Annotated in this window: 15 protein-coding genes; 5 read left to right on the forward strand and 10 right to left on the reverse strand. The window is 63.5% G+C overall.

Features of this window, described 5'->3' with window-relative positions:
• The first annotated feature begins 152 nt into the window (after positions 1-152).
• Genes DK261_RS02010 through DK261_RS02020 form a run of 3 tightly spaced genes read left to right on the forward strand, consistent with a single transcriptional unit; the run spans position 153 to position 2,663 of the window.
• Complete coding sequence (locus tag DK261_RS02010) at positions 153-1,160, forward strand: methionine ABC transporter ATP-binding protein (protein ID WP_016703914.1); 1,008 nt, start codon at positions 153-155, stop codon at positions 1,158-1,160.
• Positions 1,160-1,834, forward strand: coding sequence for a methionine ABC transporter permease (locus DK261_RS02015; RefSeq protein ID WP_009046271.1), 675 nt, complete (start codon positions 1,160-1,162; stop codon positions 1,832-1,834). The genes DK261_RS02010 and DK261_RS02015 overlap by 1 nt, the downstream gene beginning before the upstream one ends.
• Positions 1,835-1,889: 55 nt before the next feature.
• Positions 1,890-2,663 carry a MetQ/NlpA family ABC transporter substrate-binding protein gene (locus DK261_RS02020; protein ID WP_009046270.1) on the forward strand — a complete coding sequence of 258 codons (774 nt, stop codon included), beginning with the start codon at positions 1,890-1,892 and terminating at the stop codon, positions 2,661-2,663.
• Between the two features lie 189 nt (positions 2,664-2,852).
• Here the strand turns inward: DK261_RS02020 and DK261_RS02025 are convergent, their stop codons facing one another.
• The 5 genes from DK261_RS02025 to DK261_RS02045 are packed head-to-tail and all read right to left on the reverse strand — an operon-like array spanning position 2,853 to position 6,761.
• Positions 2,853-3,488 (reverse strand): SCO family protein, encoded by a 636-nt coding sequence (locus tag DK261_RS02025; protein WP_009041520.1) that lies wholly within the window; start codon positions 3,486-3,488, stop codon positions 2,853-2,855.
• A complete protein-coding gene (gene cyoE / locus DK261_RS02030; protein WP_009046269.1) occupies positions 3,485-4,384 on the reverse strand; it encodes a heme o synthase in 900 nt (299 codons plus the stop codon). Before cyoE ends, DK261_RS02025 begins: the two co-directional genes overlap by 4 nt.
• On the reverse strand, positions 4,372-5,451 hold the full coding sequence (locus DK261_RS02035) for a heme A synthase (RefSeq protein ID WP_007924313.1): 1,080 nt from the start codon (positions 5,449-5,451) through the stop codon (positions 4,372-4,374). The genes cyoE and DK261_RS02035 overlap by 13 nt, the downstream gene beginning before the upstream one ends.
• A gap of 10 nt (positions 5,452-5,461) precedes the next feature.
• Positions 5,462-6,055: a hypothetical protein gene (locus tag DK261_RS02040; protein WP_110175219.1), complete on the reverse strand. Its 594-nt coding sequence runs from the start codon at positions 6,053-6,055 to the stop codon at positions 5,462-5,464.
• A complete protein-coding gene (locus DK261_RS02045) occupies positions 6,021-6,761 on the reverse strand; it encodes an SURF1 family protein (protein ID WP_110175220.1) in 741 nt (246 codons plus the stop codon). Before DK261_RS02045 ends, DK261_RS02040 begins: the two co-directional genes overlap by 35 nt.
• A gap of 69 nt (positions 6,762-6,830) precedes the next feature.
• Between DK261_RS02045 and DK261_RS02050 the strand changes: the two genes are divergently transcribed.
• Entirely contained in the window at positions 6,831-7,034 is a 204-nt protein-coding gene (locus tag DK261_RS02050) for a twin transmembrane helix small protein (RefSeq protein ID WP_016703917.1), read from the forward strand.
• Positions 7,035-7,042: 8 nt separating this feature from the next.
• On the opposite strand, the gene DK261_RS02055 is transcribed toward DK261_RS02050, so the two are convergent.
• From DK261_RS02055 to coxB, 4 genes are all read right to left on the reverse strand, one after another.
• The gene (locus tag DK261_RS02055) at positions 7,043-7,930 is read right to left on the reverse strand and encodes a cytochrome c oxidase subunit 3 (protein ID WP_009046266.1); all 888 of its coding nucleotides are present in this window, start codon (positions 7,928-7,930) and stop codon (positions 7,043-7,045) included.
• A 34-nt stretch (positions 7,931-7,964) separates the two neighbouring features.
• On the reverse strand, positions 7,965-8,519 hold the full coding sequence (locus tag DK261_RS02060; RefSeq protein WP_009046265.1) for a cytochrome c oxidase assembly protein: 555 nt from the start codon (positions 8,517-8,519) through the stop codon (positions 7,965-7,967).
• Positions 8,520-8,663: 144 nt separating this feature from the next.
• Positions 8,664-10,265 carry a cytochrome c oxidase subunit I gene (ctaD, locus tag DK261_RS02065; protein WP_009046264.1) on the reverse strand — a complete coding sequence of 534 codons (1,602 nt, stop codon included), beginning with the start codon at positions 10,263-10,265 and terminating at the stop codon, positions 8,664-8,666.
• An 82-nt stretch (positions 10,266-10,347) separates the two neighbouring features.
• On the reverse strand, positions 10,348-11,475 hold the full coding sequence (gene coxB, locus DK261_RS02070; RefSeq protein WP_009046263.1) for a cytochrome c oxidase subunit II: 1,128 nt from the start codon (positions 11,473-11,475) through the stop codon (positions 10,348-10,350).
• Between the two features lie 372 nt (positions 11,476-11,847).
• Here coxB and DK261_RS02075 point away from each other — a divergent pair, with 372 nt between their 5' ends.
• The gene (locus DK261_RS02075; protein ID WP_016703918.1) at positions 11,848-12,498 is read left to right on the forward strand and encodes a hypothetical protein; all 651 of its coding nucleotides are present in this window, start codon (positions 11,848-11,850) and stop codon (positions 12,496-12,498) included.
• 132 nt (positions 12,499-12,630) lie between these two features.
• Here DK261_RS02075 and DK261_RS02080 read toward each other — a convergent pair whose 3' ends face one another.
• Complete coding sequence (locus tag DK261_RS02080; RefSeq protein WP_110175221.1) at positions 12,631-14,199, reverse strand: SulP family inorganic anion transporter; 1,569 nt, start codon at positions 14,197-14,199, stop codon at positions 12,631-12,633.
• Positions 14,200-14,279: the final 80 nt, after the last annotated feature.

A 14,279-nucleotide genomic window follows, 5' to 3' on the forward strand; every position in this document is an offset into this window, starting at 1 on the left:
TCCCAGAGCCGGTGCCATAACCTTTGATCGCGTTATTGCCAAATCGAAGGATGAATACAAAATAAATGCTAAGAACCTCTATACGGACAGGCTAAAATGCGCGCCCGGCTAACCGCTGATCCTTTTCTAACGCGCCCCACAAGGTTCGCTACGTGATCGAGTTTCAAAACGTCCATAAAACCTACCGGGTCGCCGGTAAGGATATTCCCGCCCTGCATCCGACCACTCTGAAGGTCGAGAATGGCCAGGTATTTGGCCTGATCGGCCATTCCGGCGCGGGCAAAAGTACCCTGCTGCGCCTGATCAACCGCCTGGAAAACCCCAGCGGCGGCAAGATCATCGTCGACGACGAGGAAGTCACCGCCCTGGATGCCAACGGCCTGCGCCGCTTCCGCCAGCAGGTCGGGATGATCTTCCAGCACTTCAACCTGCTGGCTTCCAAGACCGTGGCCGACAACGTCGCGCTGCCGCTGACCCTGGCCGGCGAGCTGTCGCGCAGCGCGATCGACCAGCGCGTGGCCGAGTTGCTGGCCCGCGTCGGTCTGTCCGATCACGCCAAGAAGTACCCGGCCCAGCTGTCCGGCGGGCAGAAGCAGCGCGTCGGCATCGCGCGCGCCCTGGCGACCAAGCCGAAGATCCTGCTGTGCGACGAAGCCACCAGCGCCCTGGACCCGCAGACCACCGCGTCGGTCCTGCAACTGCTGGCTGAGATCAACCGCGAACTGAACCTGACCATCGTGCTGATCACCCATGAGATGGACGTGATCCGTCGCGTCTGCGACCAGGTGGCGGTGATGGATGCCGGGGTGATCGTCGAGCAGGGTTCGGTGGCCGAGGTGTTCCTGCATCCCAAGCACCCGACCACCAAGCGTTTCGTCCAGGAAGACGAGCAGATCGACGAAAGCGAACAGCGCGACGACTTCGCCCACGTACCGGGGCGCATCGTGCGCCTGACCTTCCAGGGCGACGCCACCTACGCGCCGCTGCTGGGCACCGTGGCCCGCGAAACCGGGGTGGACTACAGCATCCTCGCCGGCCGCATCGACCGCATCAAAGATGTCCCTTACGGGCAACTGACCCTGGCTATCACCGGCGGTGACATGGAGGCGGCCTTCGCCCACTTCACCGCGGCGGACGTCCATATGGAGGTGCTGCGCTAATGGAACTGCTGACAAGTTTCTTCGCCAATATCGACTGGTACGAAATCTGGCTGGCCACCGGCGACACCCTGCTGATGCTCGGTGGTTCGCTGCTGTTCACCGTGCTGCTGGGCCTGCCCCTGGGTGTGCTGCTGTTCCTCTGCAGCCCGCGCCAACTGCTGGAGCAGAAGAGCCTCTACGCCCTGCTGTCGCTGATGGTGAACATCCTGCGTTCGCTGCCGTTCATCATCCTGCTGATCGTGATGATCCCGTTCACCGTGCTGATCACCGGTACCTCGCTGGGTGTCGCCGGCGCGATCCCGCCCCTGGTGGTCGGCGCCACGCCGTTCTTCGCCCGCCTGGTGGAGACCGCCCTGCGCGAAGTGGACCGCGGCATCATCGAAGCTACCCAGTCGATGGGCGCGACCACCCGGCAGATCATCACCAACGCCCTGCTGCCGGAAGCCCGTCCGGGTATTTTCGCGGCAATTACCGTGACAGCGATTACCCTTGTTTCCTACACCGCCATGGCGGGCGTGGTAGGCGCGGGCGGTCTCGGCGACCTGGCGATCCGCTTCGGTTACCAGCGCTTCCAGACCGATGTGATGGTGGTCACCGTGGTGCTGTTGCTGGTGCTGGTTCAAGTTCTGCAAACCGTCGGCGACAAGCTGGTGGTGCACTTTTCCCGAAAATAAGTCGGCCCTGGCCGGCAGGCGTCCGGCACCGGGCGCCTCACAAGGAGCTAGCTGGATGAAAAAACTACTCGTCGCTTTCGCCGCCGTTGCCGCGTTTTCCGCGAACGCCGCTGACACCCTGACCGTGGCCGCCACTCCGGTGCCTCACGCCGAGATCCTCGAATTCGTGAAGCCGGCGCTGGCCAAGGAAGGTGTGGACCTGAAGGTCAAGGTCTTCACCGACTACATCCAGCCGAACGTGCAGGTCGCCGAAAAGCGCCTGGACGCCAACTTCTTCCAGCACCAGCCGTACCTGGATGAGTTCAACAAGGCCAAGGGCACTCACCTGGTGAGCGTCGCCGGCGTGCACCTGGAGCCGCTGGGCGCCTACTCCAACAAGTTCAAGAAGCTCGAAGAACTGCCAGGTGGCGCCAACGTGGTGATCCCCAACGACGCCACCAACGGCGGCCGCGCCTTGCTGCTGCTGGCCAAGGCCGGCCTGATCAAGCTCAAGGATTCCAACAACATCCTGTCCACGGTCAAAGACATCACCGAGAACAGCAAGGACCTGAAATTCCGTGAGCTGGAAGCCGCGACCATCCCGCGCGTGCTGACCCAGGTCGACCTGGCGCTGATCAACACCAACTACGCCCTGGAAGCCAAGCTGGACCCGTCCAAGGACGCCCTGGTGATCGAAGGCAAGGACTCGCCTTACGTGAACATCCTGGTGGCCCGTCCTGACGACAAGGATTCGGACGCCATGAAGAAACTGGTTGCCGCCCTGCACAGCCCCGAAGTGAAGCAATTCATTCTCGAGAAGTACAAAGGCGCCGTGGTTCCGGCGTTCTGATCGGTTACAGAAACACAAACGGGGCGCCTCAAGGCGCCCCGTTTCGTTTCAGTTGCCTACCGCGCCCCCTGTAGCCGCTGCCGCAGGCTGCGATCGGCTCCGCAGGAGACGCGCTCTTGAGGGCCTCGGAAGGTGCTCCGCACCTTATCGCAGCCTGCGGCAGCGGCTACAGGACTCAGGCGTCCCGGACTACTTGCGCTGCAACATCACCGGCAGCTGGGCCACCAGTTTCTGGTTGTTCAGCGGCGCGCGGATGAAGCCGCGCTGGGTACCGTCCGGGCCGATCACCGCGAGGTTGCCGCTGTGGTCGACGGTGTAGTTGGGCTTGCTGGTATCCGCCGGAATGAACGGGATACTCACCGCATTGGCGAGCTTCTGCACATCCGCCACCGAGGTCGCGGTCAGGCCCTTGAAGTCCTTGTCGAAGTAGCCCAGGTACTGTTTCAGCTGCTGCGGCGTATCGCGGTTCGGGTCGACGCTGACCAGCACCACCTGCAGGTTGTCCACCGCCTCCTTGGGCAGCTCGCTCTTGATCTGGCGCAGCTGGGCGAGGGTGGTCGGGCAGATGTCCGGGCAGAAGGTGTAGCCGAAGAACAGCAGGCTCCACTTGCCCTTGAGCTCATTGAGCACCACCGGCTGGCCTTCCTGGTCGGTCATCTTCACATCCGGCAAGTTGCGGCTCTGGGGCAGCAGGATGATCCCGGCGTCGATCAACGCGGTCGGGTCCCCCTGGTTCTTGCCGGTCAGCACTTTGTTGACGGTGAGCCCCAGCACCAGGGCCACCAGCGCCACGAGAATAAAGACGGTTTTCTGAGTTCGAGTCATAGGTTCAACAATAGGTAGTGGTCTACGAGCAGCGCGATAAACAGCAGGAACAAGTAATAAATAGAGTACTTGAAGGTGTTGATCGCCGCGTGCGGCCGACTGCCACGGTACAGCACCCAGGCCCATTGCAGAAAGCGCGCGCCCAGGCCCAGGGCACAAATCAGGTAGAGCAGGCCGCTCATGTGGATCGCATAGGGCAGCAGGCTGACCGCCAGCAGGGCGAAGGTGTAGAGCAGGATATGCACCTTGGTGTAATGCTCGCCGTGGGTCACCGGCAGCATCGGGATGTCGGCCTTGGCGTATTCCTCCTTGCGGTGAATGGCCAGGGCCCAGAAGTGCGGCGGGGTCCAGGCGAAGATGATCAGCACCAGCAGCAGCGGTTCGGCCGTCACATGGCCGGTGGCCGCGACCCAGCCCAACAGCGGTGGCGCAGCCCCGGCCAGACCGCCGATCACGATGTTCTGCGGGGTCGCCCGCTTGAGGAAACCGGTGTAGATCACCGCATAACCGAGCAGCGATGCCAGGGTCAGCCAGGCAGTCAGCGGGTTGGTGAACGCCAGCAGCAAGGCTTGCCCGGCGATGGCCAGCAGCAGGGCGAAACCCAGCGCCGCCGGCGGCGATACCCGGCCTTCGGCCAGCGGCCGTTTGTGGGTGCGCGCCATGACCGCGTCGATCCGCCGGTCCACCACATGGTTCACCGCTGCCGCCGCACCGGCGCACAGGGCGATGCCCAGGTTGCCGAACACCAGCACCGTCCACGGCACCCCGGCACGGGTGGCGAGGAACATGCCCACCAGCGAGGTAATGAGCATCAGCACCACCACCTTGGGTTTGGTCAGCTCCAGGTAGTCACGCCAGATCGCCTGACGGTGACGCTCGCCGATCAGAGTCGCCATGGCATTTCTCCTTTAATAGTGATGGGCCCGGCGGCGTGTTTGCGCGGGCTCAGGCGCCAGCCCAGCGGCAGGTGCGAGCGGGCGCGGACCAGGCTGGTACGGGCGTGATAGTTGACCAGCACCAGGGTCAGCAGCAGCGCCGCGCCACCCGCGTTATGCGCCACGGCCACCGGCAGCGGCAGGTGGAACAGCACGTTGCTGATGCCGAGGCCGATCTGCGCCGCCAGCGCCACCAGCACCAGCCCGGCGAGGCGGGTCATGCCCACATGCTTGAGTTGCCAGGCCAGGCCGAGCAACACCAGGGTCACCAGCAACGCGCCGATGCGATGGGTCAGGTGGATGGCGGTGCGGGCGTCGCTGTCGAGCTGCCCGCCCAGGTAGTTGGGGCCGATGTGCTGGGTCAGGTGAAAACCGTTGGCGAAATCCGCCGCCGGCCACCACTGGCCGTGGCAGGTCGGCAGGTCGATGCAGGCCACCGCCGCGTAGTTGGAGCTGACCCAGCCGCCCAGGGCGATCTGCCCGATCACCAGCACCAGCCCGGCCGTGGCCCAGTACTGCAGGCGGCGCGGCACGATCAGCGCCGGCAGCACCCCGGACAGGCGCAGCGTCAGCAAAAACAGCAGGCTCAGGGTGGCGAAGCCGCCCAGCAGGTGCGCGGTGACCACCTGCGGCCACAGCTTGAGGGTCACCGTCCACATGCCGAACAAGGCCTGGGCGAATACCACCGAGAGCAGGAACAGCGGCAACTTCAATGGTTGCCCGGGATGATGCCGATGGGTCCAGGAGCGTGCCGCCAGCAATACGATCAACAGGCCCAGGGTACCGGCGAAATAGCGGTGGATCATCTCGTTCCAGCCCTTGTGGGCTTCCACCGGGGTGTCGGGAAAATGCAGCTCGGCATGGGCCAGCTGGGCTTCGCTTTTCGGCACGCTGATGAAGCCGTAGCACCCCGGCCAGTCCGGGCAGCCGAGGCCGGCGTGGGTCAGTCGGGTATAGGCGCCGAGCAGCACCACGATCAGTGCCAGCAAGGTGGCAAACAAGGCGAGGCGAAATCCAGGTTTGGCCATGACGATGCCCTTATCCGATGTTCGACAGTTTCAGCAGATGGCGCAGGTCGTTGAGCAGGTCCTTGCCCTTGACCCGGGCGTCGTAGCGCAGGACCAGGTTGCCGTGCGGGTCGACTATCCACAGCAGCGGCGCGCCCTGGTCGCTGGCGCCCTTGGTGAAGGTCGGCAGGTCCAGTGGGTAGCGTTGCAGTTGCGGGTACTCGCGCTGCAGCTTGGCCTGGTAATCGGTGTCCAGCGGCTGGGCGGCGGCCAGGGCGTGGCTGGCCCGGGAGGCGTCGCGGCCCAGGGAGATCTGGATCTGCCGCGCCAGGTACACCAGTTGCTGGCAATCCACCGCGCAGTCCCTGGGTGCGGTGACCAGGATCTGCCAGCGCGTCTCGTCGGCCTGAACCCCGATGTCGGCGCGGCTCTGGCCGTTGCCGATCAGCTCACCGTGGTAGCTGCGGCTTTCCGGCACCCAGAACTGCAACTTGTACATGCCGGTGGCGAGGATCATCGGGCCAATCACCATGGCCACGATCAGCAGCAGCTGCCAGCGTCCGCGGCGCCGGTTGTGCGGCGCCTGGGCCTCAGAAATGTTGGGTGGATTCATGGCCGCTCCCATGGTGTTTCTCCCTTGCGTTATGCCATCCGAGATAGAGGTACAAAGCGCACAGGGCCAGCGCCATGGCGAACCACTGCACGGCGTAGCCCAGATGTTTTTCCGGCCCCATGGCCACCACCGGCCATTCGGTCAGGTAGGCGCCCGGGCCAGCCTCCTGGCGTAGCTCGTAGGCAAAGCCGCTGCGTCCCAGCTCGCTCCAGAGCCTGGCCGGATCGACCGTCGTCACCAGCCGCGGCCACTGGGCATTGCGCGGATCGGCATGCAGTTGAAAGGTCGCGCCGGGAGCGACATAGACCCAGGCGTCGAGGTCCAGAGGTTGTTCGGGGGTACTGAACGCCGGTGGCGTGCGCCGGTCCGGCCAGGGCAGCCAGCCACGGTTGAGCAACAGCCATTGGCCGCTGGCCTGGTCGAGAAAGGGTTGCAGCAGCTCGACCCCGACCTTGCCTTCGTGCATGCGGTTATCCAGCAGCAGGCTGTGGGCTGCATCGAAGCTGCCATGCACTCGCACCCGGCGGAACGCCGGATCAGGGGCAGCCTGCAGCTCATCCACGCTCAAAGGCCCGGCCACCCGCCGTTCCGCGTAGCTGGCCAGCAGCTCGCGCTTCTGTTCGCCCCGGCCCAGTTGCCAGAACCCGAGCGTCACCAGCACCGGCAGCAACGCCAGCACCACCAGGGTCGGCAGCACGCCCGGGCGAAAGCCGTTCATGGCAGCGCCCGAAAGTGGCGAGATCGACTGGCTATACTCAAGCGCATCGCGTTTCCCCTGGAGCCCACCATGCTTAAAGCGGCAATCGTCCTGTTGCTGATCGCCACGCTCATCAGCCTGTTCAGCGGCCTGTTCTTTCTGGTCAAGGACGACAGCAGCTCCCATCGCCTGGTCAGGTCGTTGACCGTGCGTGTGTGCCTGGCCGCGCTCACCGTCGGCTTGATCGCCTGGGGCTTCTTCAGCGGCCAGCTGGTGTCGCACGCGCCCTGGTAACCCCGCGCTCAGAGCACGTAGACGAAGACAAACAAGCCGATCCACACCACATCGACAAAGTGCCAATACCAACTGGCCGCCTCGAAACCGAACTGATGCTCGGCGTCGAAGTGCCCCTTCATGATGCGCATCAGCATCACGAACAGGATCAGCGTGCCGATGGTCACGTGGGCACCGTGAAAGCCGGTGAGCATGAAGAAGGTGGCGCCATAGATGCCCGAACCCAGGGTCAGCCCCAGCTCGTGGTAGGCGTGCAGGTACTCCTCGGCCTGGAAGCCGAGAAAGGCACAACCCAGCAGCACGGTGATCGCCAGCCAGATTTTCAGCGCGCCGCGATGGCCGTTCTTCAGGGCGTGGTGGGCGATGGTCACGGTGACGCTGGAACTCACCAGCAGCACGGTGTTGAGCAGCGGCAGGCCCCAGGGGCTGATGACTTCCTTGGGCGGCGGGAACAGCTTGGAATCGGGGTTTTCGAGCAATGGCCAGACGAACTCGAAGTTCGGCCAGAGCATGTGCGCGATGCCCTTGCTGCCTTCGCCACCCAGGGCCGGGCCGGCGATCTGGCGCACGTAGAACAGCGCGCCGAAGAAGGCGATGAAGAACATCACTTCAGAAAAGATGAACCAGCTCATGCCCCAGCGGAACGAGCGATCCAGCTGGGCGCTATACAAGCCGGCGCGACTTTCCTTGATCACCGCGCCGAACCAGCCGAACAGCATGTAGGCCAGCAACAGGCTACCGACGAAGAAAATCAGCGGGCCATGGGATTCCGGGCGCGCGGCCTTGAGGTCGTTGAACCAGGTGGCCAGGCCGAACACGGTAACGAACATGCCCACGGTGGCGATGATCGGCCACTTGCTCTGGGCGGGAACGTAATAATGCTCATGAGTTGCCATTTATTGTTCTCCTTATCGGGCACGCTTGAACGTCTTAACCGCCGGTGTTGGTGCTCACGGCCACCGGTGGATGACGCGCGGTGATATCGAACAGCGTGTAAGCCAGCGTCAGGTGCTTCACATCCTTGGGCATGTCGCGGTCAACGATGAAACGTACCGGCATCTCGATCTGCTGACCGGGCTGCAGCACTTGCTGGGTGAAACAGAAGCATTCGGTCTTGTGGAAATACATCGCGGCGCTGCTCGGCGAAATGCTCGGGATCGCCTGGGCGCTCATCGGGCGGTCGCTGGGATTGCGGGCGATGAAGATCATCTCGTTCACCGCGCCCGGATGGACCACGATGTCGTCGGCCTTGGGATAGAAGTCCCAGACCATGTCGATCGCGTTGGTCGACAGGAACTGCACCCGCACCTGGCGCGAGACATCCACCTGCTGCTCGCCGGAATACTGCCCGCCGGTCTTGCCGTTGATGCCCAGTGCCTTGCACATCACGTCATAGATCGGCACCAGGGCAAAACCGAAGACGAACATCGCCGCCACCACCAGCAACAGGCGGGTGACCAGCTTCTTCATCGAGATCTCAGCCATGAGCGCGCCCCCTTGTAGGAGCGAGCTTGCTCGCGAAAAAATCACCAACGATGACTCGATGAGGCTGATAGCGCGCCACTTCGTGGCTATCGCGAGCAAGCTCGCTCCTACAGGAGGAGGTCAGCGGGTATCGCGGCAGGCTGTTCATTTCACTTCCGGCGGCGTGGTGAAGGTGTGGTAAGGCGCCGGCGACGGCACGCTCCACTCCAGCCCTTCGGCACCGTCCCAGGGCTTGGCCGGTGCGGGTTGGCCGCCACGGATGCACTTGATGACGATGAACAGGAAGAAGATCTGCGTCGCGCCGAAGGTGAACGCGCCGATGGACGACACCATGTTGAAATCGGCGAACTGCAGGTTGTAGTCCGGGATCCGCCGCGGCATTCCCGCCAGGCCGACGAAGTGCATCGGGAAGAACGCCATGTTCATGCCGACGAAGGACAGCCAGAAGTGCAGCTTGCCCAGGGTTTCGTCGTACATGTGCCCGGTCCACTTCGGCAGCCAGTAATAGGCCGAGGCGAAGATGCCGAAGATCGCGCCCGGCACCAGTACATAGTGGAAGTGCGCGACCACGAAATAGGTGTCCTGGTACTGGAAGTCCGCCGGGGCGATGGCCAGCATCAGCCCGGAGAAGCCGCCGATGGTGAACAGGATCACGAAGGCCACGGCGAACAGCATCGGCGTCTCGAAGGTCAGCGAGCCCTGCCACATGGTGCTGACCCAGTTGAAGACCTTGACCCCGGTCGGCACCGCGATAAGCATCGTGGCGTACATGAAGAACAGCTCGCCCACCAGCGGAATGCCGACCACGAACATGTGGTGCGCCCAGACGATGAACGACAGGAAGGCGATACTCGCCGTGGCGTAGACCATCGAGGTGTAGCCGAACAACGGCTTGCGCGAGAACGCCGGGATGATTGCGCTGACGGCGCCGAAGGCCGGCAGGATCATGATGTACACCTCGGGGTGGCCGAAGAACCAGAACACATGCTGGAACAGCACCGGATCACCGCCACCGGCGGCACTGAAGAAGCTGGTGCCGAAGTGGATGTCCATCAGCATCATGGTCACGCAGCCGGCCAGCACCGGCATCACCGCGATCAGCAGGAACGCGGTGATCAGCCAGGTCCAGACGAACAGCGGCATCTTCATCAGGGTCATGCCGGGGGCGCGCAGGTTGAGGATGGTGGCGATCACGTTGATCGCGCCCATGATCGAGCTGATGCCCATCAGGTGGATGGCGAAGATGAAGAAGGTCACGCTTTCCGGCGCGTAGGTGGTGGACAGCGGGGCGTAGAAGGTCCAGCCGAAGTTGGGTCCGCCGCCGGGCATGAACAGGGTCGAGACCAGCAGCAGGAACGCCGCCGGCAGCAACCAGAAACTGAAGTTGTTCATCCGCGGCAGGGCCATGTCCGGCGCGCCGACCATCAGCGGGATCATCCAGTTGGCCAGGCCGACGAAGGCCGGCATCACCGCGCCGAAGACCATCACCAGGCCGTGCATGGTGGTCATCTGGTTGAAGAATTCCGGCTGCACGATCTGCAGGCCGGGCTGGAACAGCTCGGCGCGGATCACCATGGCGAACGAGCCGCCGAGCAGGAACATGGAGAAGGCGAACCACAGGTACAGGGTGCCGATGTCCTTGTGGTTGGTGGTCAGCACCCAGCGCATCAGGCCCTTGGCGGGGCCGTGGGTGTGGTCATGATCGCCAACGACTGCATGACCGTGCTCATCGCTCACAGCGTTCATGGCCTGTCTCCTGTAAACGGTTGGGCTGGACGATCGAGGGCAGCACGCCCCGAGCGGCTGCGGGAACACGCAATAGACCGGGTCATTTGCTTTCCGCCTGTTTCAGAGCCAGGACATCCTTGGGCGTCACCATGTCGCCCTTGTTGTTGCCCCAGGCGTTACGTTCGTAGGTGACCACCGCCGCCAGGTCGACTTCCGACAGCTGCTTGCCGAAGGCCGCCATGGCGGTGCCGGGCTTGCCGTGGAAGACGATGTTCAGGTGATCCGCCACCGGCCCGGTGGCGATCTTCGAGCCCTTGAGCGCCGGGAACATCGGCGGCAGGCCCTGGCCCTCGGCCTGGTGACAGGCCACGCAGGTGGTGTGGTAGACCTTGTCGCCGCGGGCCACCAGCTCTTCGAGGGTCCATTCCTTGCTGGTCAGTTCCTTGAGCTTGAGGGCCTCGGCCTTGCGTTCGCCCAGCCAGGTGTCGTAGTCGGCCTGGGTCTTCACATCGACCACGATCGGCATGAAACCGTGGTCCTTGCCGCACAGCTCGGCGCACTGGCCGCGATACAGGCCGGGCTTGTCGACCCGGGTCCAGGCTTCGTTGACGAAACCGGGGATCGCATCGCGCTTGACCGCGAAGGCCGGGACCCACCAGGAATGGATGACGTCGGCGGAGGTCACCAGAAAGCGCACCTTGGCGCCGATCGGCAGCACCAGCGGCTGATCGACTTCCAGCAGGTAATGCTCGCCCTTGGCACTCTGGTTGTGAATCTGTTCGGCGGGCGTGGTCAGGTTGCTGAAGAACTCGACGTCCTGGCCCAGGTATTTGTAGTGCCACTTCCACTGATAGCCGGTGATCTGGATGTCCACATCCGGCTCACTGGCGTCGTACATCTTGATCAGGGTCGCGGTGGCGGGAACGGCCATGGCCACCAGGATCAGCAGCGGCACCACCGTCCAGAGGATTTCCACCGTCGTGCTTTCATGGAACTTGGCGGCCACCTGGCCGGTGGAGCGGCGGTGCACGATCATCGACCAGAACATGGCGCCGAAGACAATGACGCCGATCACCACACAGATCCAGAAGATGGTCATGTGCAGGTCGAATACCGCGTGACTTATATCAGTCGCTCCAGGCGCCATATTCACGGTCCAGGCGCCATGCGCCTGGCTGAATACCGACCACAACAGGAGGCCCATCCAGACTTGTGGATGTCGCATCATTGCGGGTTCCCCTTATCGTTCTTGTTATCCCGCCGGCTTTCACCTGCGGCCAAGGGATCGGCTGCCCAGACTACGAACTTAAACCGCCGAGCCTTCGCTGCACATGCAGTCGGGCGTCATCAGCTAACTTCATACAGCCCCGAGTATAGACAGCGACTTCGACCTCGCAACGCGGTGCCGTAAATCCACTGAAACAGTTTGCCGCGGCCTTATAGGCCACGGTTGGAAAGGGATAAGGGATGAATGATGGCGAAGCGATATAACTTAGACGACTAACCATGAAATAATTATGAGAAATACGTCTTAAGCGATTTCGTGAGCAGGCTAACTTATGTCTTCCCTAATTAATTGCCCTTGTTTCCTGGAGTATTCATGAACACCGCCGCATTGCGCGAGCAGATCCAACGAGCCCATCAACATGAGTCCAGCACCGGGCATTTGCGCCGCCAGCTGGAAACCCAATTGCCACACCTGCACCCCGCCATCCAGCTCCCAGAACTGGACGCCCAGGGGGTGATGACCCGTTTTGTCGCCGCTTATATCGATCAGGTTCCCGACCTGCTGGACGCCGCCAACGAAGTCGCGCGCGAAGCCGGCATCGAGTCGCAGATCAAGCCGGTGCTGAAGATCGCCGAGCAGTTCTTCCTCCAGCCGCCCGCCATCATGGCCGGCCACGAAGGCCTGGACGGCCTGCTGGACGAAGCCTATCTGGCCCATCGCCTGGTAGAAGAGGTCAACGACCTGTACATCACCCATTTCGGCCAGCCGCTGATCCCGCTGGACACCACGGTGGCCAACCTGATCGCCCACCAGTTGATCGGCGAAACCTTCGCCAACCAGCTGGACGAAGCGGTGCACCATGCGGTCGACGCGATGCTCAATGAAGAAAGCTTCGCCCTGGAGTCGGTCGAGGCCTACCGTGAGAAGCTCAGCAGCCCCGACACCGACGCCGCCTGGAAACGCTGGCCGTGCCTGTCGCGCCAGCTGGGCGTGGAGCTGGAACTCGACCAGCCGGCTGCCTGAGGATTGCAGGTGGCGCCCCTGTAGCCGCTGCCGCAGGCTGCGATCGACCGGCACGGTCGCAGCGATATCACCGCCGCTGAAGGCCCTTCGGACCTTATCGCAGCCTGCGGCAGCGGCTACAGGGCTACAGACTTACGCCCGGCTCAAGCCTTTCGCTTCCATCTTTGAGGCCGGACTCACGCCGACGTTGGTGTGCAAACGCCCCTCCAGCCGGCGCTTCAACCCGCGCGACTCGATCACCAGCTTCGAGCCCTTGGCCGCATTGGCCCGTCCCCACTCCTCGAGCAGTTCCAGGCAGGCATGGTCGATGTAGCCCAGGTTATTGAGCGGCACATGCACCGTGGTGCCCGGCGGGATGCTGCCCAGTGCCTGGGTCAGGGCCGGCACCTTGAGGAAGGTCGCGGCGCCTACCAGGCGCAGCTCCATTTCGCCTTCGGCGGGCAGGTCCACCAGGCTGATCTTCAGTCGCGAAGCGCCCCAGGCCAGCTTCACCAGGGTCAGGCCGAAACCGATCAGCACACCGGTCAGCAGGTCGGTGAAGACAATCGCCAGCGCGGTCACGCCGTAGGTCAGCATCGGCATCGGCCCATAACGGCCCAGCTTGCGGAACGACTTGAGGTCCACCAGCTTGAACCCGGTGTACACCAGCACGCCCGCCAGGCTGGCCACCGGAATGCTTTGCAGCACGCTGGACAGCAACAGCACGAATGCCAGCAGCCACAGGCCGTGGAAGATCGCCGACAACCGCGTGGTCGCGCCCGCCTGGACGTTGGCCGAACTGCGCACGATCACCCCGGTCATCGGCAACGCGCCGAGCAACCCGCAGAGCATGTTGCCGATCCCTTGCGCCGACAGTTCACGGTCGAAATCCGAACGTGTACCGCTGTGCATGCGATCCACCGCGGCAGCGGACAGCAGGGTTTCGGCGCTGGCGATAAAGGCCACGGCAAAGGCTGCGATCAGCAGTGTCGGGTCCGCCAGGTTGAGCAGGTCGGCCGGGCGCAGCCAGTCGATTGCCTCGGCGAGGTTTTCCGGTACCTCGACCCGCTTGACCTGCAGCGCCAGGAGCAGGCTGGCAAAGGTCGCCAGGCCGACACCCAGCAGGGCGCCGGGGATGAAGCGCAGCGAATGTGGGCGCAGTTTTTCCCACAGGAACATCACCGCCATGGTCGACAGGCCGAGCAACCCGGCCTGCCAGCCAAAGCCGCCGCCCAGGCTGGGCAAGGCTTGGGTCACCGCCTCGGGGAAACCCGCGAGGTTATCCAGGCCGGACGCCTGGGGCTGGGCATCGAGCATCACGTGCACCTGGGAGAGCACGATCAACACCCCGATCCCGGCAAGCATGCCGTAGACCACCGCTGGCGCCGTGACCCGGAACCAGCAGCCCAGGCGCAAGCGCCCGGCCACCAGCTGGAGGAAACCCGCCAATAGCAGGATCGGCCCGAGCATGGCGATACCGTGCTGACGCACCAGCTCGAACACCAGGACCGCCAGCCCCGCGGCCGGACCGCTGACCTGCAAGGGCGAGCCCGCCAGCCAGCCCACTACCAGGCCACCGATGATCCCGGTGATCAGACCCTTGGCCGGCGGCATGCCGGAAGCGATGGCGATACCCATGCACAAGGGCAGGGCCACCAGGAACACCACCACGGAAGCGAGCAGCTCCCGTGGCAAAACAGCTTTCAGTTGTGCTGCACGCATGATGATTCTCCCGAACTTTTTTCAGGCGTGGCAAAGCCTGACCGCACTGACAGCAGTCATGGCTGAACCCCACTGGGATT

Source organism: Pseudomonas sp. RW409 (genome assembly GCF_003184125.1).
In the GTDB taxonomy this organism is placed as follows: domain Bacteria; phylum Pseudomonadota; class Gammaproteobacteria; order Pseudomonadales; family Pseudomonadaceae; genus Aquipseudomonas; species Aquipseudomonas chlororaphis_I.